This is a genomic window from Embleya scabrispora, assembly GCF_002024165.1.
Taxonomy (GTDB): Bacteria; Actinomycetota; Actinomycetes; order Streptomycetales; family Streptomycetaceae; genus Embleya; species Embleya scabrispora_A.
This window is the reverse complement of record NZ_MWQN01000002.1, coordinates 179,810-199,590: the sequence shown is the minus strand read 5'-3', so window position 1 is coordinate 199,590 and position 19,781 is coordinate 179,810. Positions and strand designations below refer to the sequence as shown.

Sequence of the window (19,781 nt, the reverse complement as noted above, 5' to 3'; positions counted from 1 at the left end):
ACCCGTGTGGACCGGCTCGCGCCGGGAAACCGACAACCGGGGGCGGGCGAACACGCCCGCCCCCGGAAGGACCGATCAGCGGTAACGATCGATCAGCAGCAGGGGATACACCGCGACTGCACGCCGGACGTGGCGTTCGGGGAGTACGTGACGGGGCAGTCCTTGCCGAAGTCGGCGGCCCGCAGCTCGCCTTCCGCGATACGGACGTCGAGGTCCAGATCGACGAAGTCGCGCGTCTCGGTGGTTTCTTCGAGCAGAATCCTGTCGGTCATGACAACTCCCGCGAAATCGGTCGGCGGACTTCGGTGAGTCTGCCGATTCGTTGAGACCTGTTTGATCTCGGGGAGGACGCTAAGCCGGCGATAGGCGGCCGAACAAGAACGATTACCGGCCATGTGTGCCGGCTCGAAATCTCCCTGCCAAATGCGCGATCAGGCTCCTACCCTGCAAGGATGCCGAGGCGGTGCGGGCCGTTCGGCGCCTGTCGCAAGGGGGTGGGTCGGCGTGGACGGCGATTTCAGGTGAATCGTTGTTAACCAATTTCAGCGACACCTTCTGCACCGAGAATATTCCGCGTGGCAATTGCTGTCACGGCTTGCCGACGGCTCTCGACAATTCGCCGGCGACGCCTCTTTCGGGCGATCGGGCATAACGAATGTCGGTGCTCAGGCCAACGTCACCGTCACCGGGAGTTCCTTGATGCCGTTGACGAAGTTCGAGCGGACCCGGCGGATCTCGCCCGCCGGGCGGATGTCCGCGATCCGGGGGAGCAGTTCCTCGAACATGATCCGCATCTCCAGGCGGGCCAGGGCGTTGCCGAGGCAGATGTGCGGGCCGCCCTTGCCGAAGGTGAGGTGGTCGACGCGGCGTCGGGTGATGTCGAGGTCGTACGGGTTCTCGAACACCGCCTCGTCCCGGTTGCCCGAGGCGAACCACATCACCACCTTGTCGCCCTCGCGGATGCGCCTGCCGCCGATCTCGGCGTCCCGGGTCGCGGTGCGGCGGAAGTGGTAGACGGGCGAGGACCAGCGCAGGAACTCCTCGACGGCGTTCGGCATCAGCGCGAGGTTGTCGCGCAGCAGCTCCAGCTGTGTCGGGTTGCGCAGCAGGGCCAGCATCGTGTGCGAGATCGCGTGTCGCGTGGTCTCGTTGCCGGCCACGACCAGGAGCAGGAAGTAGTTGTCGAAGTCGTGCCGCGACAGCGGCACACCGTCGGAGGGGGCCTGGTTGACCAGCCGGCTGACCAGGTCCGTGCCTTCACCGCCCCGGCGTCGTTCGGCCAACTCGCGACCGTACGCGAAGACTTCCAGCGAGGCCGGGCTACGGAAGGGCAGGTCGCGATACCGCTCGCTGTCCGCGCTGTCCAGCAGTACGTCCGTGTAGTCCGGGTCGGTGTTGCCGATGATCCGGTTGCCCCAGTCGATCAGCTTCTCGGTGTCCTCGCCCGGCACGTCCAGCATCCTGGCCAACACGTTGATCGGGAAGTCGGCGGAGACCTCGTGCACGAAGTCGAACGTGCCCTTGGCCAGCGCGTTGTCGAGGGTACGGGCGGTCAGTCCGCGCAGGAACGTGCCGTAGTCGGCGATCGCGCGCGGCGTGAACTGCTTCTGCAGCAGTCTGCGCAGGGCGCCGTGGCGCAGGCCGTCGCTCTCCAGGAGCGAGCGGCGGATGGCGATCTGCGAGTCGTCGACCTCCTCCAGGTTGGTGAAGCGCGTGGAGGTGAAGGTCTGCGGGTCGCGGTCGACCGCGACGATGTCGGAGTGCCGGGTCAGCGCCCAGAAGCCGCTGTTCGGCGCCGGTTCGGGCTGCCAGTGCACGGGATCCTCGCGGCGCAGCGTGTGGAACATGCGCCACGGCGTCTCGCCGTCGAGGAAACGGTCGTTGTCCGCGAGGTCGATCTCGTCCAGCGGCATCGGCTCGGGCGTCGGCGCGGCGGTGGTGGGGGTGCGCACGGAGGCTCCTCAGAGGTGGTAGGCGTACTCGGTGAACTCCCAGTCGGTGACGTGCCGGTGGAAGCGGGCGACCTCGTCGCGCTTGTAGGTGAGGAAGGCGTCGGTGAACTCCGCGCCGAGCAGCGCGGTGAGCGCGTCGTCGGCCGCGAAGGCGTCGAGCGCCTCGGTCAGCGTCGCGGGCAGGGTCGGTGCCTTGGCGGCGTCGTAGCCGTACCCCTCCAGCGGAGGCGGCGGCATCGCCTTGTCGCGCAGGCCCAGATGTACCGCGGCGAGCAGCCCGGCGACGGCGAGATACGGGTTGGCGCTCGCGTCGCCGAGGCGGATCTCCAGGCGCGCGCCCGCGCCGCGCTCGGGCGGTATCCGGGCCATCGCGCTGCGGTTGTCCAGGCCCCAGTCGATCAGCCACGGCGCGAGCGTGTCCGGGCCGAATCGTTTGTACGAGTTGACCGTCGGGTTCAGCAGCGCGGCCAGCGCGGGGGCGTGCGCGAGTACGCCGGCGATGGCGTGGTGCGCGACCGTGGACAGGCCGTGCGCCCCGTCGGGGTCGTCGAACGCGTTGGCCCCGACCGGGTCCACGCAGCTCAGGTGTAGATGGAACCCGGAACCGCCCTCGTCCGCGAAGGGTTTGGCCATGAACGTGGCCAACCTGCCCTCCAGGCGGGCCAGTTCCTTGACCGATGCCTTGAAGCGGAAGGCCCGATCGGCGGCGTCGAGCGCGTCCGAGTGGTGCAGGTTGATCTCGAACTGGCCCGAGCAGAACTCGTGGTTGCCGGTGGTGGCGCCGATGCCCAGCTTCCCGAGGTGGCGCAGGGTGCGCAGCAGGTGGCCGTCGGGGTCGCCGCGCCGGCCCGCGACGTAGACGTTGCCCGGCGCGTCGCCGTACCGCCGCCACCCGCCCCGTCCGTCCGGGTCCGGCTCGCACAGGAAGTACTCCAACTCGGGCCCGACCACCGGCCGCAGCCCGGTCTCGTCCGCCATGCGACGCAGCACCTCGCGCAGCAGCGAGCGCGGCGCCTCGGCGGCCGGCCGCCCGGTCGCCGGGTCCACGGTCTCGCCCAGACACCACGCCACGCCCGGCTCCCACGGGATGTCGACCAGCGTGTCCAGGTCCGGGTACACGCAGACGTCCGGCAGTCCCGCGTCCATGCCGCCGGTGACCGCGACGGTCTCGCCTCGGGGCGTGGTGTGGAAGACCGCGCGGCAAAAGGCCAGTCCGTGGGCCTGTACCGAGGGCAGGTGGTCCACCAGCACGTCGCGACCACGATCGGTGCCGATCAGGTCCGGATAGGCGACCCGGACCACATCGATACCGCGCGCCCGCAGGTCGGCGACGACGGCGTGGACCCGGTCCGACTCGGATGGATTCACCGGATTCTCCTCGCACGGGATGGACGGCGGCGGCACGAGCCAATTCGTTTGAGCCCAAACCATATGGACGTCGCGGGTGTCGCACAAGGGGTTGGGCACGCCTTTCGCGCACGTGACAACGCGGAGCGGGAGGCATATCGTACGGACCCAAACGATCGATTCGGCTCGGTTTCGGGCTCGCAGAGGGAGGCGCCATGACCGGCGTACGCGGTGTACACGGTTTCTTCCACCCCAAGACCGGCACGGGCCGGTCGTCGCTGATCCCCGCACCTCCGTGGCACTACTCCGGCGACCTGCTCACCGTCGAATACCGCACCGACCCGGCCCGGGTCGCCGAACTGCTGCCTCCGCAACTCGAACTCGCCGACGAGGATCCCGGCGCGGTCGCGCTGATCTGGGCCGACTGGCAGTCCTGCTCGGACGGGCGGGACGAACTGCTGGACCCGGTGCGCGCGCAGTACCGGGAGTGCTTCGTGGTGGTGCGCTGCCGCTACGCGGGGGTGATCTACTCGCGCTGCGTGTACATATGGGTGGACAAGGACTTCGCCATCGCACGCGGGCTGCACCAGGGCTATCCGAAGAAGCTGGGCTCGATCCACCAGACCCGCCCGCACCCGTTCGGCCCGGCGCCGCGGATCGAGGCGGGCGCGAGGTTCGGTGCCACCCTCGCCGCCGCCGATCGGCGCCTGGCCGAGGTGGTGGTGACGCTGCGCGAGCCCGCGCCGACCAACGGCTTCGTCAACGGGCATCCGATGGCGCACCACCGGTGGTTGCCGTCGATCGAACCGGGCGGGGGGTTGGCCCTGGACGAACTGGTGGTCACCGGCGCCGAGTCCGCCGAGGGCGGGCAGGCGTGGGCCGGCGACGCGGAGCTGACCCTGTTCGAGGCGCCCACGGAGGAACTGGCCCGGCTGGAGCCGGTCGAGCCGATCGGCGCCTACTACCGCCAGGTCGGCGTGGTCTGGAACGGCGGCACGCTGCTGGCGAGCGGCACGTCGGGGGTGTCGGGCGCCTCGGGCGCGGTGTAGGCCGGGCGGGAGTACACGCGTACAGGACCCTGCCGACCGGCAGGGTCCTTCGGATATCCGCGGTCAGCCGCGACCCCGCCCGATGCCCGCGTAGACGTGCGGTCGGGCCGCGCGCAGGTACAGCGCGAACAGCGCGCCGACCACCCCCGCGCCGAGCACCAGCGCGGGCAGCACCCAGCGCAGCGCGGAGCCCGAGTCGACGCCGAGGAGCACGCCGAAGTTGTCCAGGGCGGCGACGAACACTCCCGCGAGCAGCACCGCGGCGACGGCGGGCGCGAGCAACCGGCTCCACACGTTCTCGCCGTCGGCGCCGTGCCGCAGGAAGAAGGCGATCACCGCGAGCGAGGTCAGCACCAGAAGCAACATCACGCCCAGCGCGCCCAGGTTGGTGAACCAGTTGAACAGCGTCGCCATCGGGTCGCGGTCGAGCACGGCGAACACGAGCACCACGGCGGCGGCGAGCACGGTCTGGGTGGCCGATCCCAGGTGCGGGGAGTCGTTGCGCGGGTGGGTGCGGCCCAGCGGGGTCGGCAGCACACCCTCGCGGCCGAGCGCGAAGAAGTAGCGGGCGACCGCGTTGTGGAAGGACAGCAGCGCGGCGAACAGGCTGGTGATCAGGAACACCTGGGCCACGTCGGCGAACCCCGAGCCGATCCGGTCGCCGCCGAGCACGAAGATCAGGTTCGGCCCGTGCTCGGCCGCCGCCGCGACCGCCTTGTCGGTACCCGCCCCGCTGATCAGCGCCCAGGCGGTGATCGCGTACAGCACGCCGATCACACCGACCGAGATGTAGGTCGAGCGGGCCACGGTGCGCCGGGGATCCTTGCACTCCTCGCCGTAGATCGCGGCCGACTCGAAGCCGGTGAAGGAGGCCATCACGAAGCAGAAGGCCGCGCCCATCGAGCCGGTGGTCAGCGCGTCCCAGGAGAAGGGGTGCAGCGACACGCCCTCGGGAGCGTGGCCGAACGCCCCGATGTCGAAGACCAGTACGGTGATCGTCTCGGCGATCAGCAGGGCGGCCAGCACCCGCGCGTTGAGGTCGATGCGCAGATAGCCCAGGATGCCGACGACCGCGATGCCGGCCAGGACGATCACCCACCAGTCGACGTGCCGGCCGAACTTGGCGTCCAGGAAGTCGGCCGTGGTGAACCCGAACAGGCCGTAGATGCCGATCTGCATGGCGTTGTACGAGATCAGCGCGACGAACGCGGCGCCGAGGCCGGCCACCCGGCCCAGGCCCTGGGCCACGTAGGCGTAGAACGCGCCCGCGCCGGTGATCCGCCGGCTCATCGCCGCGTAGCCGACGCTGAACACGGCGAGCAGGGCGGCGAGGACGAGGTAGGCCGCCGGTATGCCGGACGTCTCGGTGACCGCGAGGCTCTGCGGGATGCCGCCGGCGGCGACGGTGAGAGGGGCGGAGGCCGCCACCACGAAGAAGACGATGTGCGCGACACCGAGCGAACCGCGCGAGGACACGTCCGGGTCGGGGTTGGCGGAGTCGTTCGTCGACGCTTGTCCGACTGCCATGTCCGGCGCCTCCGAGGGTGGGAACGGGCGGGAACCATTTCGTTTGGACCCGTACGATCTGTGGGTGCCGCCGATCGTACGGATGCAAACAGGTCCTCACAAGGGCTAGATTTCACGGTGCACAGGGCGTATCCGGCCGGGGTCGGATACGCGCACGACGAGATGAGGCGGGGCACGTTGGTCGGCAAGCGGTCCATCACCGAGACGGAGAAGGCCGTTCGGGCCCGGCTGGGCGACATCCCGCTGCGGCGCGAGCAGATGGCCGCGGTGTCGAACATCTACCGGGCGGCCGCCGCGGTGCGCCAGCACCTGGAGAACTCGGTGCTGCGCGACGCCGAACTCACCTGGACCGCGTTCACGGTGTTGTGGGAGGTGTGGATCTGGGGCGAGAGCGAGACCCGGCACGTCGCCGAGGAGGCGGGCATCTCCAAGGGCACGCTCACCGGCGTGGCCCGCACGCTGGAGACGCGCGGGCTGCTCCACCGGGCCGCGCACGCCACCGACGGCCGGCTCGTGCTGCTCTCGCTGACCCCGGCCGGCGAAGAGTTGATGGCCCGGGTCTTCCCGGCCTTCAACGCCGAGGAGGCCTTCGTCGCCGACGACCTGACCCCGGACGAATGCCTCACCCTGGCCGACGGCCTGCGTCGCATCGTGGCGCAGGTGGAGGCCAAGGGAGAGGAACGCCGCCAGGAACTCCTGGCCGGCGGCGAACCGAAGCCGAGGCGCGGGGGGCGGCGCCCGAAGGGCTAGGCGGGATCGCGGGGTCGGGGGGGATGTCGGACGGGTCTGCTTCGCTCGGTGCGCCGCGTCGAGCGGGTGGGTCCGGACGAGGAGGAAACGTGGGTACGTGGGGCAGTGGCAACTTCGACAGCGATCCCGCCCATGAGCACTTGACGATGATCGTGGATCGGCTCGTCGACGAGGTCGCCGAGGTGATGGCGGCGGACGATCCGGTGCAGCTGGAGCCGGACGAGTACTGGGGCGTGGCGATCCCCTGCAACCTGGAACTGGTGTGCGCGCTGTACGACGCGGGCTATGTCGCCGACCACATGCCCGCCGCCGAGGTGGTCGAGGGGTGGAAGGAGACCTTCGTGGGCGTCTGGGAGCGCACCATCGACGGTCTGGGGCCGTCGGAGGAGTGGAAGCGGGAGCGACGGGCGATCCTGGTCGCCACGTTCGACCGCATGGTGCGGGCGTGTACCGAGGCCGCCCGGTAGCACGCCGCGCGCCGTGTCGTGGTGCGGGTGGTCACTTCGTGGCCGCCTCGACCAGGGCGTCGAACAGGGCCTGCTGTGCCGGGTCGGTATCGGCGGTGTCCTCGGGGTGCCACTGGACCGCGACGAACCAGCCTGCCGGGTCGACGAGTTCGACCGCCTCGATGACGCCGTCGGCGGCGGTGCCGGTGATCCGGAGGCCGGGCGCCGGGCGGTCGACCGCCTGGTGGTGGTAGCAGGAGACGGCCAGGTCCACGGCGCCGGCGGCGCGGGCGGTGGTCGAGTCGGGGGTCAGCGCCACAGAGTGCACGACGTGGCGGTGGTGGACGGGCATGTCCTGGGACAGCGTGCCGCCCAGCGCCACGTTGACCACCTGGAGGCCGCGACAGACGGCGAGGGTGGGCAGGCCCACGGCCAGCGCGTGGCGGGCGGCGGCGAGGTCGAAGGCGTCCTGATCGGCGTCGACGTCGTACACCTCGTCGTGCGTCGTGTCCGCGCCGTAGGTGCTCGGCGCCAGGTCGCCGCCGCCGGGCAGCAGCAGGGCGTCGGCGCGGGCCAACCGGCCCGCGGCACCGGCGGGTTCGGCCGGGTGCATCATGAACGGCTCGCCACCCGCCCGGTACACCGCCTCGGCGAGGGCGCGGGCGGTGACCTCGGCGGCGTAGCGCAGGGCGGACGTGGTGGCGGCGAACCGGCAGGGGAGGGCGATCAGGGGGCGGGGCACGGGGGTCTCCGAAGGTGCGGTGGGGCGGTGGCGCGTTGCGGGGACGGGGTCGGCGGTCCGGCCGCTCGGGGCCAACAGCCTTGAGGATCGCGCGAGTTGCCGGCCGGCGGCGGCGTCACACGCGGATCCAGGTGGTCTTGAGATCGGTGTACTTGTCGAGCGCGTGCAGCGACTTGTCCCGGCCGTGGCCCGATTGTTTGACGCCGCCGAACGGGACGTTGAGGCCGCCCTCCTCGTAGCAGTTGACCCAGACCGTGCCGGCGCGGACCGCCCGGGACAGGCGGTGCGCGGCGGAGAGGTCGGTGGTCCACACGCCTGCCGCGAGGCCGTACTCGGTCGCGTTGGCGAGTCGGATCGCCTCGTCCTCGGTGTCGAACGTGAGCACCGCGAGCACCGGGCCGAAAACCTCCTCGCGCGCGAGCGCCATGTCGGGGGTGACCCGGTCGAACACGGTCGGCTCCAGGTAGTGGCCCGGACGATCGAGGCGGGCCCCGCCGGTGCGCAGCCGGGCGCCGGCGGCGTCGGCGCGGGCGATGTGCTCCCCGACCCGGGCCAGGTGCTCGGCGGTCACCAGCGCGCCCATCGTGGTGGCCGGGTCGAGCGGGTCGCCGACGCGCAGCGCGCGGGCCCGGTCGACCACCGCGTCCACCACCTCGTCGGCGATCGAGGAGTGCACGAGCAGTCGGGACGGCGCGGTACACATCTCGCCCTGGTTGAAGAAGATGCCCCAGGCGGCGCTTGCCGCGGCGGCCGGTATGTCGGCGTCGGGCAGCACGATGTACGGGGACTTCCCGCCCAGTTCGAGCCAGACCCGCTTGAGGTTGGAGTCGGCGGCGTAGCGCAGGAAGTGCCGGCCGACGGCGGTGGAGCCGGTGAACGCGAGCACGTCGACGTCCGGGTGCAGACCCAGTGCGCGGCCGGCGGTCGGGCCCTCGCCGGCGATCACGTTGAACACCCCCGGCGGCAGGCCGGCTTCGCTCGCGAGGCGGCCCAAGCGCAGGGCGGACAGCGGTGATTGCTCGGCCGGCTTGAGCACGACGGTGCAGCCGGCCGCCAGTGCGGGGGCGACCTTCCAGGCGGCCATGGTGAGCGGGAAGTTCCACGGGACGACCGCCGCGACCACGCCCACCGGTTCGCGGGTGACCAGGGCCAGGGCATCGGCGGGGGTCTGCGGCGCCTCGTCGACCAGCTTGACGGCGACCTCGCCGTACCAGCGGAAGGTGGCCGCCACCGCGCGCAGTTCGATGTCGTACGCCTCGGTGATCGGCTTGCCCATCTCCAGCGAGACGGTCAGCGCGAGGTCGGCGCGGTGGGCCTCGACGGCGTCGGCGAGCCGGATCAGCGCCCGGCCGCGTTCGGCCGGGGCGAGTCGGGGCCAGGGCCCGGCGTCGAAGGCGCGGCGGGCGGCGGCGACGGCGAGGTCGACCTCGCGCTGCCCGGCGCGGGCGGGTTCGGCGAGGGGGGTGCCGTCGCGCGGGGCGATCACGGTGAAGGTGTCGCCGCCGCCGGGATGGTCCTCGCCGTCGATGTGATGGACCGTCACGGGACGCAGGCGGTCGGCGCGCCGCAGCCAGTCGTGGTGTGTGGGGTGCGGCGGGTCGGTCGGCTCGTTCGGGTGGGGGCGCTCCGTCATGGTGTCCGCTTTCGTCGGGGAGGTCGGCCGCGCGAGGGCTCTCGGAGTAGTTGTTTGGGGGCAAACGATACAGCGGAACGCCCCCCGGGAGGGGGCTTGACCGTCGTGTTCGGCGCCGGCTAAATTGTTTGGGATCAAACGACTTAGAGGGGTAGCCATGACCGAGGTCACCGTCGCGGGCGTCACCGTCGACACCCGGCACTGGATCGGTGGCGAGCGGGTCGGGTCCGCGGACACCTTCACCGACGTCTCGCCGATCGACGGCGCCGTGCTCGGCGAGATCGCCCGGGGCGGGCGCGCCGAGGCCGACGCGGCCGTGACCGCCGCCCGTGCCGCCTTCCCCGGCTGGGCCGCCACACCGCCCGCCGAGCGGGCCCGGCTGCTGCACGCCGTCGCCGACGGCGTCGAGGCCCGGCTCGCCGAACTGGCGATCGTCGAGACCACGGACAACGGCGCGCTGCTTCGCTCGCACCTGCGCGGGGTGATGCCGCGGGTCGCGCACAACTTCCGCTTCTTCGCCGACTGGCTGACCGACTCGCTCGGACACGACGACTTCGACACCAGGGGCCACGAGAACCGGGTCTCGTGGGACCCGGCCGGGCCGTGCGTGCTGATCACGCCGTGGAACGCGCCGCTGATGCTGGCCACCTGGAAGGTCGCCCCGGCGCTCGCGGCCGGCAACACCGTCGTGCTCAAGGCCGCCGAGTGGACCCCGCTGACCGCGTCGCTCCTGGCCGACATCACCGCCGAGGCGGGCCTGCCGGCGGGTGTGTTCAACGTGGTCCAGGGGTACGGCGAGGAGGTCGGCGCCGCGCTGACCGCACACCCGGACGTGCGCCGGATCAGCTTCACCGGCTCGGTCCCCACCGCCCGGCACATCGGCGCCGCCGCGGCCGCCAACCTCACCCCGGTCAGCCTCGAACTCGGTGGCAAATCCCCGCTGTTGGTGTTCGCCGACGCCGACCTCGACCTGGCCGTGGACCTGGCCGTCGAGCAGTACGACAACGCCGGCCAGGTCTGCCTGGCGGCCACCCGACTGCTCGTCGACGCCGCCGTGGTCGACGAGTTCACCACGCGGTTCCTGGCGAAGGCCCGCACCCTGGTCCAGGGCGACCCGCGCGATCCGGCCACCGACATGGGACCCAACATCCACCCGGAGCACCTCGCCCGAGTCGACGGCTTCGTCCGCCGCGCGCTCGACGCCGGCGCCAAGGCCCTGCTCGGCGGCGGCCCCCACACCGACCTGGGCGGGCTGTACTACCGCCCGACGCTGCTCACCGATGTCGCCCAAGACGCCGAGATCGTCCGGGAGGAGGTCTTCGGCCCGGTGCTGACCCTCCAGACCTTCACCACCGAGGACGAGGCGATCACCCTCGCCAACGACACCCGGTTCGGGCTGGCCGCGACGTTGGTGACGGGCAGTCGCGAGCGTGCCCGCCGGGTCGGCGCACGGCTCGTCGCGGGCACGGTGTGGGTCAACTGCTTCTTCGTCCGCGACCTGCGGGCGCCCTTCGGCGGTGCGCGGCAGTCGGGCGTCGGCCGCGAAGGCGGGACCTGGAGCTTCGACTTCTACTGCGATGTCAAGAACACCGTGACCTCGCCGAACGGATGGCACTGACCATGGGAGAGATCGTCGGCGCGGGCATCCTGGCCCACTCGCCCACCATCATGCTGCCCCCGGACGTGCGGCGCGAGTTGAACGAGGGACGGGAGATCAGCCTGGTCCCGGCTCTGGCCCGGCTGCGCGCCGAGGTGTTCGAACGGCTCGACTACGACACCGTCGTGGTCTTCGACTCGCACTGGGCGACCACCGTCGAGTTCGTCATCGCCGCCCAGGCGCACCGCGCCGGGCTGTACACCTCGGAGGAACTGCCGCGCGGCATGCGGCAGATCCCCTACGCTTTCCCCGGTGACCCGGAACTGGCCCACGCCACCGCCGGGTTCGCGGCCAAGCACGGCACGTGGATCACCCCGATCGAGGATCCGTTCCTGCCGATCCACTACGCCACGGTCAATCTGTGGCACCACCTGGGTGTGCCCGGCAAACGCTGGCTGGGCATCGGTTGTTGCCAGACCGCCGACGTCGAGGACAACCTGCGGCTCGGCCGGGCGCTCGCCGACGGCATCGCGGTCACCGATCGCAGGGTGCTCCTGATCGCGTCCGGCGCGTTCTCGCACACGTTCTGGAGCCTGCGCGAACTGCGCGACCACGAGGCATCCGACCCGGTCCACGTGCGCACCCCGCAGGCGCGCGCCGCCGACGAGCAGCGCATCGCCTGGATGGAGCGCGGGGACCACGCGAGCGTACTCGCCGGCATGCCGGACTTCCTGCGCTACAAGCCCGAGGCCCGCTTCGGGCACTACCTTATGATGCTCGGCGCGCTCGGCGAAGAGCGCTGCACCGCGCCGGGGCGGCTGGTCGGCGACTACGAGAACGCCACCGGCACCGGGCAGGCACACGTCTGGTTCGACCGACCGGCGGGCGGTTGGACGGCGTCCGACGCACACACCCCACGGCTCGCCGCCCCCCAAACCCGAGTCGCCGACTCCCACACCTCCCGAGGACGAGCCGAATGACCACCACCGAGTACCGCCGCATCCTGCTCGACGGCGCCGTCGTCGAGGTCGTCCGCGAGGGGGCCGAACTGGTCGCCGCCGACGGCCGACGGATCGATGCCGCCGACGCGCACCACCTGCCGCCGGTCGCACCGGGCAAGATCGTCGCGGTGCACCTGAACCACCGCAGCAGGGTCGAGGAGTTCGGCACCTCGCTGCCGCCCGCGCCGACCTACTTCCACAAGCCGACGTCGTCGCTGAACGCGCACGGCGGCGCGGTGGTTCGCCCGGCCGGGTGCAAATACCTCAACTACGAGGGCGAGATCGCGATCGTGATCGGCCGCACCTGCCGCAACATCGCCCCCGCCGACGCGGGCGCGTACATCCGCGGGTACACCCTCGCCAACGACTACGGGCTGCACGACTTCCGGGACACCGACGCCGGCTCGATGTTGCGGGTCAAGGGCTCCGACACGCTGTGCCCGCTCGGCCCCGGCCTGGTCGAGGGCTGGGACTTCCGCGGCAAGGCGCTGCGCACCTACGTCAACGGCGTGGTGGCGCAGGAGGGTTCCACCGACGAGATGGAGTGGGACATGCACTACCTCGTCGCCGACATCGCCCGCACGATCACGCTCGATCCCGGCGACGTGCTCCTGTCCGGCACCCCGGCCGGCTCGCGCCCCGTACAGCCGGGCGATGTGGTCGAGGTCGAGGCGGAGGGTCTGGGTCGACTGGCCAACCACATCGTCACCGGCCCGACCCCCGTCCGTACCGACTGCGGCGCACAGCCCACCGAGTCCGAAGAGGTGCGCTCCACCGCCCTCGGCGGCGACTGGGAGCTGCGCGGAATCCGCGCCCCCAGACGGTGAGCCACCCGCCGGCCACCCGGCCCACCGCCCTTTTTTCGAGCGGAACAGCCCGCCTGGTGGGACCAGGCGGGCTGTTCCGCGGTCTCGGCGGAATGCCGGTGGGTTCCGCCTACCCGGTCAGGGGGTTGTATACGAGGTAGAGGATTCCGTCGTAACCGGCCAGGGTCGCGCTGGAGTTGTGGGCGGTCAGGTTCATCTTCCGTGGTTGGTCCCACCATTTGGCGCCGTCGTATTCGGTCCACCACAACTGGTTGTCGCCGTCGTACGCGCAGTAGACACAGACGAGCCTGTCGTCGTTCGAGACGCCGAGGGCCGGCAGGGCGTCGTATGTGGTGCCGGGAATCCGGGTGGGGGTCGCCCATCTCCCCCCGACCAGCGACGTCCACAGCAGGCTCTGGTCGCCGTTCGGGTCCTGAGCGAGCACCACGCAGTGTGGCACGCCCCGATAGGTCGCCGCCGCGGGGGTGAATCCGGAGAAGCCGTCGGCGACCGTCGTCGGATCGCTCCAGCGCGTTCCGTCGAAGTGTTGCTCCTGAAGACCCGAGCCCGGGGCATGGAAGGCGTACAGGTGTTCGGCGCCTGCCGTCAGGGCGACCGCGCCGGAAGTGCCGGAGGCGATCTGTCGGTCCGGGGTCCACCTGCGGCCCTCCGCGGTGCTGGTGCAGTACAGCGGACCCGTGTCGTCGGGTCTGCTGTGTACGCAGTACAGGCGGTCGCCGAAGGCCGCCACGGCCGAGCCGTACAGGTGGTGGGGGGTCTCGTCGTCGCCGTGGTCGCCGGACCAGACGTCGCCGTTGTAGACCGTCCACCGCATGCTCGCGTCCCCGGCGTCGGGATGCAGGCAGTACAGCGCGTTCTGGGTCGGGAAGCCGGCCAGGGCCGGGTACGGGGCCGAGGGGATGCTCCCGATCCTGGCGGCCGTGCCCCAAGCACCGCTCGTGTACGGCACGTACCACAGGGACGTGACCGTGTCGGACGGCACTCGGGGCGGCGGTCGCCGGGTGTCGGACGCCGTCATCGCCGGGTCGCCGAGGGGACCTGCGGCTTTTGGCTCCACTGGTTCTCGTTGTCCAACGTCACGATGATGTCGTTGACACCGTCCGTGTATTCGATCTTGTAGTACGAGGTGACCGTGGAGACATCCGCCATCTGGCCCTTCACGAAGGTTCCGGCCGCGACGTAGTAGGTCGGGTGGAGGATGAAGGTGTGCTTCAGGTTCGGGCCGCCGTCCGTGGCGACCGCGGGCTCCGGGACGAACGCGCCGCTCGCCCCGTCGTGCAGCGCGATGGACAGGCCCACCGAGACGGGCTGCTCGTTGAACGGCGGGATGTCGGGGTCGTCGACGACATAGAGGTTGTAGTCGCTGGGCTTGTCGTTGAAACCGTAGGCGAAGTTGTAGTCGCCGTCGTAGGCGAAGTTCGCCAGGCTCTTTTTGGAGTCCTTGGGATCCATGGGGAGTCCGCCGTGCCCCTCCCACGTGACCCCGCTGTCGCACCCCTTCGTGTCGAAGACCACGGAGTAGTCCAGTTGCCACTTGAAGTCGTAGCTGTTGCCGTCGTCGATCCGGCGCACGATCCACGCCGCGCAGAACGGGTCGGAGGCCACCGGCTCGGTGCCGATGTCCAGCTTCGCGAACACCGCGAACGTCAGCCTCGGCTGGCCGGAGTTGTTCTGAATGGTGAGGAAGTACGGGTCACCCATGGCGGTTCCCAACGGTGGAGGGGGCGGACTGCGGGTTCGGCGTCCGAACCCTGCGTAACCGAGTGCCCGGCGACGAGCTTTCCGAACAACAAGTTGGGGGCGCCTGGTTGCGGACAGGCGTGCGGCGACGTTTGTGGAGGGCGCGCGAGGGTCGAGATGTGTGCGCCCTGCCCTCGTCCCGCCGGTTCCAGACGAGCGACCGACTGTCACGGGGCGACGTCGGGCCGGCCGATTCTCGTCCGCGCGGGCGCATTCGACGCGGCGGTTGCCGACGTGGTGAGCGAACTCCCGGGCAACCGATGCCGAACGGCGGGCGAACGCCCCGTCGGGCGCCGGTTGTTCGTGCTCCGCCTGCGTGATCATGCGGAGACGCGCCGTTGCAAAAAGGATCATCGTGGGGGTTGACACTGAAAGTTGGTCTAGACCAACCTAGAGGTACGGGGATTGGAGAGGTGTGTGTCCCGGCATGGCCGCAGCGTGGCAGCGCGGCCGGTCGGTGAGGCATCTCGCGTTCGCTTTGGGTGTCCGCGATCGATGTGCGGCACCGGATACGAGGAGGTAGGAATCCCGATCGAGGCTTCGTCGGGGATCACGGCCTCCCCGGACCACCACCCCTGTACCGCCACACCCCCCGGCCGACCTCCCTCGGCCGATCTTTGACGGCTGACTCCCACAGCCGAACTCCCGAGCACCGCACACGGCACCACATCGGCGGCCTCACCCGACACACGTTCCGCGACCGGCAGGTCCTCGCGGCACGTGCAGGCAGGCGAGGTTGCGATGTGTCCTGCCCTCGGTCGGATCGAGGCGACCCGCAGGCCGGGCGAGCGCGCGCGCAGCCGCGCCCGCCCGACGACGAGCGAACCGCCCTTTCCCGGCCACGACTTCGCCATGCCCGGGAGCGGCCGACCGCCGCCCGTGCCTCGACTCGCCCGGTCGATCCCGGACGGCGACGGCCGGGGCGGGGCGCTCGCGCCGACGCGCCGGTTCGCCGGCCCGAACCGCGATGCCCCACGCCCCCATACCGACCAGATCATCGAGCCCTGTTCGAGCCTTGGAGGGATCGTATGCCGACGCCCGAATCCGACCCATACCCGTACCGAGCCGCGTCCGAGATCCCCTACTTCAGTTCGATCGGCGAGACCTACCTGGCCCCGACACCGCTGCGCGACCTGAAGAAGACCCGACCCCTGCGGGTGCTCACCGAAGCCGACTTCGACTTCTGGCAGACCTACGGGTACGTCGTCGTCAAGGAGGCCATCCCGGCCGAGGCCGCCGCGCGACTCCTCGAATTCGCCTGGGACTTCCAGGGGCTCGACCCGAACGACCCCGAGAGCTGGTACGCGGACGACCGGCAGTTCCGCTCCGCGCTCGATCAGGAGTTGCACATCTACGGCTTCGTCGAGGCCTATCACCACCAACTCATCTGGGACAGCCGCCAGTCCGCCCGCGTCTACGACGCGTTCGTCGACGTGTGGGACTGCGAGGAGCTGTGGGTGACCCTGGACCGGCTCAACCTGAACCCGCCCAACATCCGCGACCGGGACCGCGCGCACATCGCGCCCACGGACAAGGGCTTCGACATCGAGCTGCACTGGGACGTCGACACCACCCTCGCGACGCCCCCGCAGCGGGTGCAGGGCATCATCGCGCTCGACGACACCCGTCCGGACCACGGCGGTTTCCAGTGTTCGCCGGAGCTGTTCCGCCGGTTCGAGCATTGGAAGTCCGGCCAACCCGAGGACCGCGACCCGATCCGGCCGCACGCCGATCGCGCCGAATACCCGGTCGTACGACCGCAGTTGGCGGCCGGCGACCTGCTGATCTGGAACGGACTGCTCGCCCACGGCGTGGCCCGGAACAGCTCCGAGCGCGGCGTGCGCGCGGTCCAGTACCTGTCCATGATGCCCGCGCTCGAAAGCAACCGGGAACTGACCGAATCCCGGGTCGACTCCTGGCGGCACCTGCGCACCCCCGACTGGAACAAGACGCTGGTCGGCGACGCCCGCAAGCACGAATCGCTCAGGTACGAGACGGCGACGCTGAACGACCTCGGCAGGAAGCTCCTGGGCCTCGAATCCTGGAGCGGGCACACACCCGCACCATCGACCGGAGAAGCGCAATGCACGCAATCTGCCTGACCCTTCCCACCAACAGGGCCTGCGCGACGACGATTTCGGCGATCGCCGCCGAGGCGGCCCACGCGGCCGGGCACTTCGACGTCGAGGTGCACCTGCTGATCCTCGACTCCTCCGACCCGGCGACGCTGAGCGAACACCGGCAGGCGGTCGCCGCCCTGCCGGCGACACCGCACGTGGTCGTGCACCACCTCGACGAGAGTGAACAGCGCGCCTTCCTGCGGGCGGTCGTCGCCCGCGCCGACGCTCCCAAGCCGGACCTGCTGCTCGACCTGATGCTCCCGGACCGGGTCTCCTACGGCGCCTGCACCAACCGCGCGTTCCTGATCGCCGCCGCCCTCGGCTGCCGATCGATGCACCGCCGGGACTCGGACAGCGCCTACCAAACGCTGGACGGCACACCGGTCTTCCCGATCCACCACGAGCTGATGTCGCTCGGCCGACCGGCGCGCGAGGCGAGCGCCGGCGTGTCGCAGACCATCCTCGACCCGGCCCTCGCCGCCGAACCCGTGGTCCTGGTCGGCAGCTCGTTCGTCGGCGAACTCTCGGTCGACATCGGCGAGATCCGCCGCCTCGACCCCGAGGTGTACTACGACGTGGTCGGCCTGTGGGCCCCGCCCGGCTGGTCCGACGAGCGCAAACGGGAACTGGTCGACGAGTCGTTCACGGGCGCGGGCACCGCGCCGTTCGTCGCGGACCACTCGCTCCTGACCGTCGTCGACCCGATGCGGGTGGACATGTGCAACGTCGCGTTCGACCACGCGGTGTACGAGCGGGTACCGCTGCCGCCGGCCACCGACACCATCGGCAGCGACTACTTCCTCCTGCACCTGATCCACGACGCCGCACTGCCCGGCGTCCTGCACAACCGCAACATCGTGAACTTCTACACCGCGGAACGCCGCACCGACCCCGGATTCGCGGCCTACCAGACCCGGTTGACCAAGTTCTTCCTCTCGATGCTCTACTTCGAGTTCATCTACGACCGCATGGCGGCGGCCGGCGACACGCTCCTGGACGACGAACGCCACGTACGCCCCTCGGTGATCGCCGAACTCGCCCGCGAGAGCACCCGGGCGGACCGCACGGACAACATCGACCGACTGCGCAGCCTGGACCGCTCCTACCGGCGGCTGGGCGGCCGCTACGCCGAGTTCGCCGACACGCTCGCCACTCGCGGCCCCCGCCTGCTCGACGAGGTCCAGGAGGACATCGAGGACTTCGCGCTGCTGATCGAGACATGGGATTCGCTGGTCCGGGCGAGCCGGACCACAAGCCTCCACGAACCACACGGATAGTGGGACCCGGACCGACATCATGCACGTAAACGCACACATGCGCGCCGCCCTGGCCACCGCCGACGACGACCTGGTCGTCTTCGATCTCGCGGGCATCGAAGAACGCTACGACACGCTGATCCGCGAACTCCCCGACATCGCCGTGCGATTCGCGATGAAGGCCTGCCCCGTGGACGAGGTGCTCGGCTGCCTCGCCCGCCAGGGGGCGGGCTTCGACGCGGCCAGCCCGCAGGAGATCGCGCAGGCGATCGAGACCGGCGTACCCGTCGACCGCATCCACTACGGCAACACCATCAAGTCCGACCGGAACATCGCCGACGCGTACCGGCTCGGCATCCGCGACTTCGCCACGGACAGCATCGAGGACGTCGCCGCGATCGCCGCGCACGCCCCCGGCTCCCGGGTCTTCTGCCGCCTCGCCACCAGCGGGGAGGGCGCGCTGTGGGGGCTCAGCCGCAAGTTCGGCTGCTCCGGCGCCGACGCCCTGCGCATACTGGAACGAGCCCGCGCCGAGGGCCTGGTCCCCGCCGGACTGTCCGTCCACGTCGGCTCGCAGCAGATGACCACCGAGGGCTGGCAGGAGGCGTTCGACCGGATCGCGGACACCCTCGCGGCACTGAATCGGCGCGGAATCCACCCCGACCACGTCAACCTCGGCGGCGGACTCCCTGCGCTGGGCTACCTCGACCGGCACGGCCAACCGCTGGAACCCCCGCTGGACAAGATCTTCGAGGTCATCCGCGAGGGCATCCGGCGGCTGCGCCGGGTGTCCGCCGTACCGCTCGACTTCCTGATGGAGCCGGGGCGCTACTTCGTCGCCGACAACGGCGCGATCCGGGCCCGGGTCTCCCGCCTGACCACGCGCGAACAGCCCGACGGGCAACGCCGCACCTGGTTGTACCTGACCTGCGGCAAGTTCAACGGCCTGTACGAGATGGACGAACTCCAGTACCGCCTGGTGTTCCCCACGCACGGCGGCGCCGAGTACGTGCCCGCCGCGGTCGCCGGGCCCACCTGCGACAGCGACGACGCCTTCGGGTCGGACGGCGACCTCGTCCAGGTGCCCAGGGCGGTCGCCTCGGGGGATCCGGTGTGGATCCTCTCCAGCGGCGCCTACGCCACCAGCTACACCACACAGGGCTTCAACGGGTTCGCCCCGCTGCCCTACACCTGCGTCGACGTATCCGTGGAAGGCCTGGTGTAGATGGACCTCGACGTGCGTATTCGGCACATCACCGAAGGCGACTGGGACGACATCGTCGCGCTGGAAGCCGCCACCTATGCCGACGGCGCACTGTCGGAGGGACGGGCCGCGCTCCGCTCGCGCGCCCGTTCCTCGCCGGCCACCTGTTTCGTGGTCGACGTGGGCCGCCAACTGGCGGGTTACGTACTGTCGTTGCCCTACCCGGTGGGGCAATACCCGGATCTGGACCGCGAGGAGGAGGTGGTCTTCCACTCGCGCAATCTGCACCTGCACGACCTGGTGGTCGGCGAGGCGCACCGCGGTGACGGTTTGGCGGGCGAACTGCTGCGCCGGGTGACCACCGCGGCGCGCGCCAAGCGATACCAGCGCATCTCCCTCGTCTCCGTCGGCGGCAGCGAGGGGTTCTGGTCGGCGCACGGGTTCCACGCCCTGCGCGAGATCGCACTGCCGGCGAGCTACGGCCCGGACGCGGTGTACATGTCCATGCCGGTCGCCGCGGACCCCCGCCCGCACCGGCGCAACCCCTCGACGATCCGTCGCGCGGATCACCCTCGGATGACGAAGTAGGC

The 19,781-nt window shown here is 70.7% G+C and carries 17 protein-coding genes and 1 pseudogene; 10 read left to right on the top strand and 8 right to left on the bottom strand.

Annotated features, from left to right (window positions below; all coding sequences use genetic code 11):
* Positions 1–92 precede the first annotated feature (92 nt).
* The 3 genes from B4N89_RS31435 to B4N89_RS31425 form a co-directional block, all read right to left on the bottom strand.
* On the bottom strand, positions 93–272 hold the full coding sequence (locus tag B4N89_RS31435) for a hypothetical protein (RefSeq protein ID WP_078979878.1): 180 nt from the start codon (positions 270–272) through the stop codon (positions 93–95).
* Positions 273–665: 393 nt separating this feature from the next.
* Positions 666–1,913, bottom strand: coding sequence for a cytochrome P450 (locus B4N89_RS31430; protein ID WP_078980637.1), 1,248 nt, complete (start codon positions 1,911–1,913; stop codon positions 666–668).
* A gap of 48 nt (positions 1,914–1,961) precedes the next feature.
* Positions 1,962–3,320: a glutamine synthetase family protein gene (locus B4N89_RS31425; protein ID WP_078980636.1), complete on the bottom strand. Its 1,359-nt coding sequence runs from the start codon at positions 3,318–3,320 to the stop codon at positions 1,962–1,964.
* Between the two features lie 194 nt (positions 3,321–3,514).
* Here B4N89_RS31425 and B4N89_RS31420 point away from each other — a divergent pair, with 194 nt between their 5' ends.
* Positions 3,515–4,348, top strand: a complete 834-nt coding sequence (locus tag B4N89_RS31420) for an acetoacetate decarboxylase family protein (RefSeq protein WP_078979877.1) — start codon at positions 3,515–3,517, stop codon at positions 4,346–4,348.
* 63 nt (positions 4,349–4,411) lie between these two features.
* On the opposite strand, the gene B4N89_RS31415 is transcribed toward B4N89_RS31420, so the two are convergent.
* Positions 4,412–5,875, bottom strand: coding sequence for an APC family permease (locus B4N89_RS31415; protein ID WP_078979876.1), 1,464 nt, complete (start codon positions 5,873–5,875; stop codon positions 4,412–4,414).
* 177 nt (positions 5,876–6,052) lie between these two features.
* Here B4N89_RS31415 and B4N89_RS31410 point away from each other — a divergent pair, with 177 nt between their 5' ends.
* Both B4N89_RS31410 and B4N89_RS31405 read left to right on the top strand, forming a co-directional pair.
* Positions 6,053–6,625 carry a MarR family winged helix-turn-helix transcriptional regulator gene (locus B4N89_RS31410; RefSeq protein ID WP_078980635.1) on the top strand — a complete coding sequence of 191 codons (573 nt, stop codon included), beginning with the start codon at positions 6,053–6,055 and terminating at the stop codon, positions 6,623–6,625.
* A gap of 89 nt (positions 6,626–6,714) precedes the next feature.
* Complete coding sequence (locus B4N89_RS31405) at positions 6,715–7,092, top strand: DUF4259 domain-containing protein (protein ID WP_078979875.1); 378 nt, start codon at positions 6,715–6,717, stop codon at positions 7,090–7,092.
* Positions 7,093–7,123: 31 nt separating this feature from the next.
* Here B4N89_RS31405 and B4N89_RS31400 read toward each other — a convergent pair whose 3' ends face one another.
* A complete protein-coding gene (locus B4N89_RS31400) occupies positions 7,124–7,813 on the bottom strand; it encodes a gamma-glutamyl-gamma-aminobutyrate hydrolase family protein (protein WP_078979874.1) in 690 nt (229 codons plus the stop codon).
* Positions 7,814–7,928: 115 nt separating this feature from the next.
* A complete protein-coding gene (locus B4N89_RS31395) occupies positions 7,929–9,446 on the bottom strand; it encodes an aldehyde dehydrogenase (RefSeq protein ID WP_078979873.1) in 1,518 nt (505 codons plus the stop codon).
* Positions 9,447–9,603: 157 nt separating this feature from the next.
* On the opposite strand from B4N89_RS31395, the pseudogene B4N89_RS31390 reads away from it, so the two are divergent.
* From B4N89_RS31390 to B4N89_RS31380, 3 genes and pseudogenes are all read left to right on the top strand, one after another.
* A pseudogene (locus B4N89_RS31390) lies at positions 9,604–11,071 on the top strand (aldehyde dehydrogenase); the annotation flags it as partial.
* Positions 11,067–12,023 (top strand): catechol 1,2-dioxygenase, encoded by a 957-nt coding sequence (locus B4N89_RS31385; protein ID WP_078979871.1) that lies wholly within the window; start codon positions 11,067–11,069, stop codon positions 12,021–12,023. The pseudogene B4N89_RS31390 and the gene B4N89_RS31385, both read left to right, overlap by 5 nt.
* Positions 12,020–12,871, top strand: a complete 852-nt coding sequence (locus B4N89_RS31380; RefSeq protein ID WP_078979870.1) for a fumarylacetoacetate hydrolase family protein — start codon at positions 12,020–12,022, stop codon at positions 12,869–12,871. The genes B4N89_RS31385 and B4N89_RS31380 overlap by 4 nt, the downstream gene beginning before the upstream one ends.
* Before the next feature lie 109 nt (positions 12,872–12,980).
* Here B4N89_RS31380 and B4N89_RS31375 read toward each other — a convergent pair whose 3' ends face one another.
* Both B4N89_RS31375 and B4N89_RS31370 read right to left on the bottom strand, forming a co-directional pair.
* A complete protein-coding gene (locus B4N89_RS31375; protein ID WP_143658153.1) occupies positions 12,981–13,889 on the bottom strand; it encodes a hypothetical protein in 909 nt (302 codons plus the stop codon).
* Positions 13,886–14,572 carry a hypothetical protein gene (locus B4N89_RS31370; protein ID WP_078979868.1) on the bottom strand — a complete coding sequence of 229 codons (687 nt, stop codon included), beginning with the start codon at positions 14,570–14,572 and terminating at the stop codon, positions 13,886–13,888. The genes B4N89_RS31375 and B4N89_RS31370 overlap by 4 nt, the downstream gene beginning before the upstream one ends.
* A gap of 1,067 nt (positions 14,573–15,639) precedes the next feature.
* Here B4N89_RS31370 and B4N89_RS31365 point away from each other — a divergent pair.
* Genes B4N89_RS31365 through B4N89_RS31350 form a run of 4 tightly spaced genes read left to right on the top strand, consistent with a single transcriptional unit; the run spans position 15,640 to position 19,779 of the window.
* The gene (locus tag B4N89_RS31365) at positions 15,640–16,713 is read left to right on the top strand and encodes a phytanoyl-CoA dioxygenase family protein (protein ID WP_078979867.1); all 1,074 of its coding nucleotides are present in this window, start codon (positions 15,640–15,642) and stop codon (positions 16,711–16,713) included.
* Entirely contained in the window at positions 16,695–18,008 is a 1,314-nt protein-coding gene (locus B4N89_RS31360) for a DUF6271 family protein (protein WP_078979866.1), read from the top strand. The genes B4N89_RS31365 and B4N89_RS31360 overlap by 19 nt, the downstream gene beginning before the upstream one ends.
* A gap of 19 nt (positions 18,009–18,027) precedes the next feature.
* Positions 18,028–19,212 carry a type III PLP-dependent enzyme gene (locus B4N89_RS31355; RefSeq protein WP_201261038.1) on the top strand — a complete coding sequence of 395 codons (1,185 nt, stop codon included), beginning with the start codon at positions 18,028–18,030 and terminating at the stop codon, positions 19,210–19,212.
* Positions 19,213–19,224: 12 nt separating this feature from the next.
* Positions 19,225–19,779: a GNAT family N-acetyltransferase gene (locus B4N89_RS31350; protein ID WP_235619021.1), complete on the top strand. Its 555-nt coding sequence runs from the start codon at positions 19,225–19,227 to the stop codon at positions 19,777–19,779.
* The last annotated feature ends 2 nt before the right edge of the window (positions 19,780–19,781 follow it).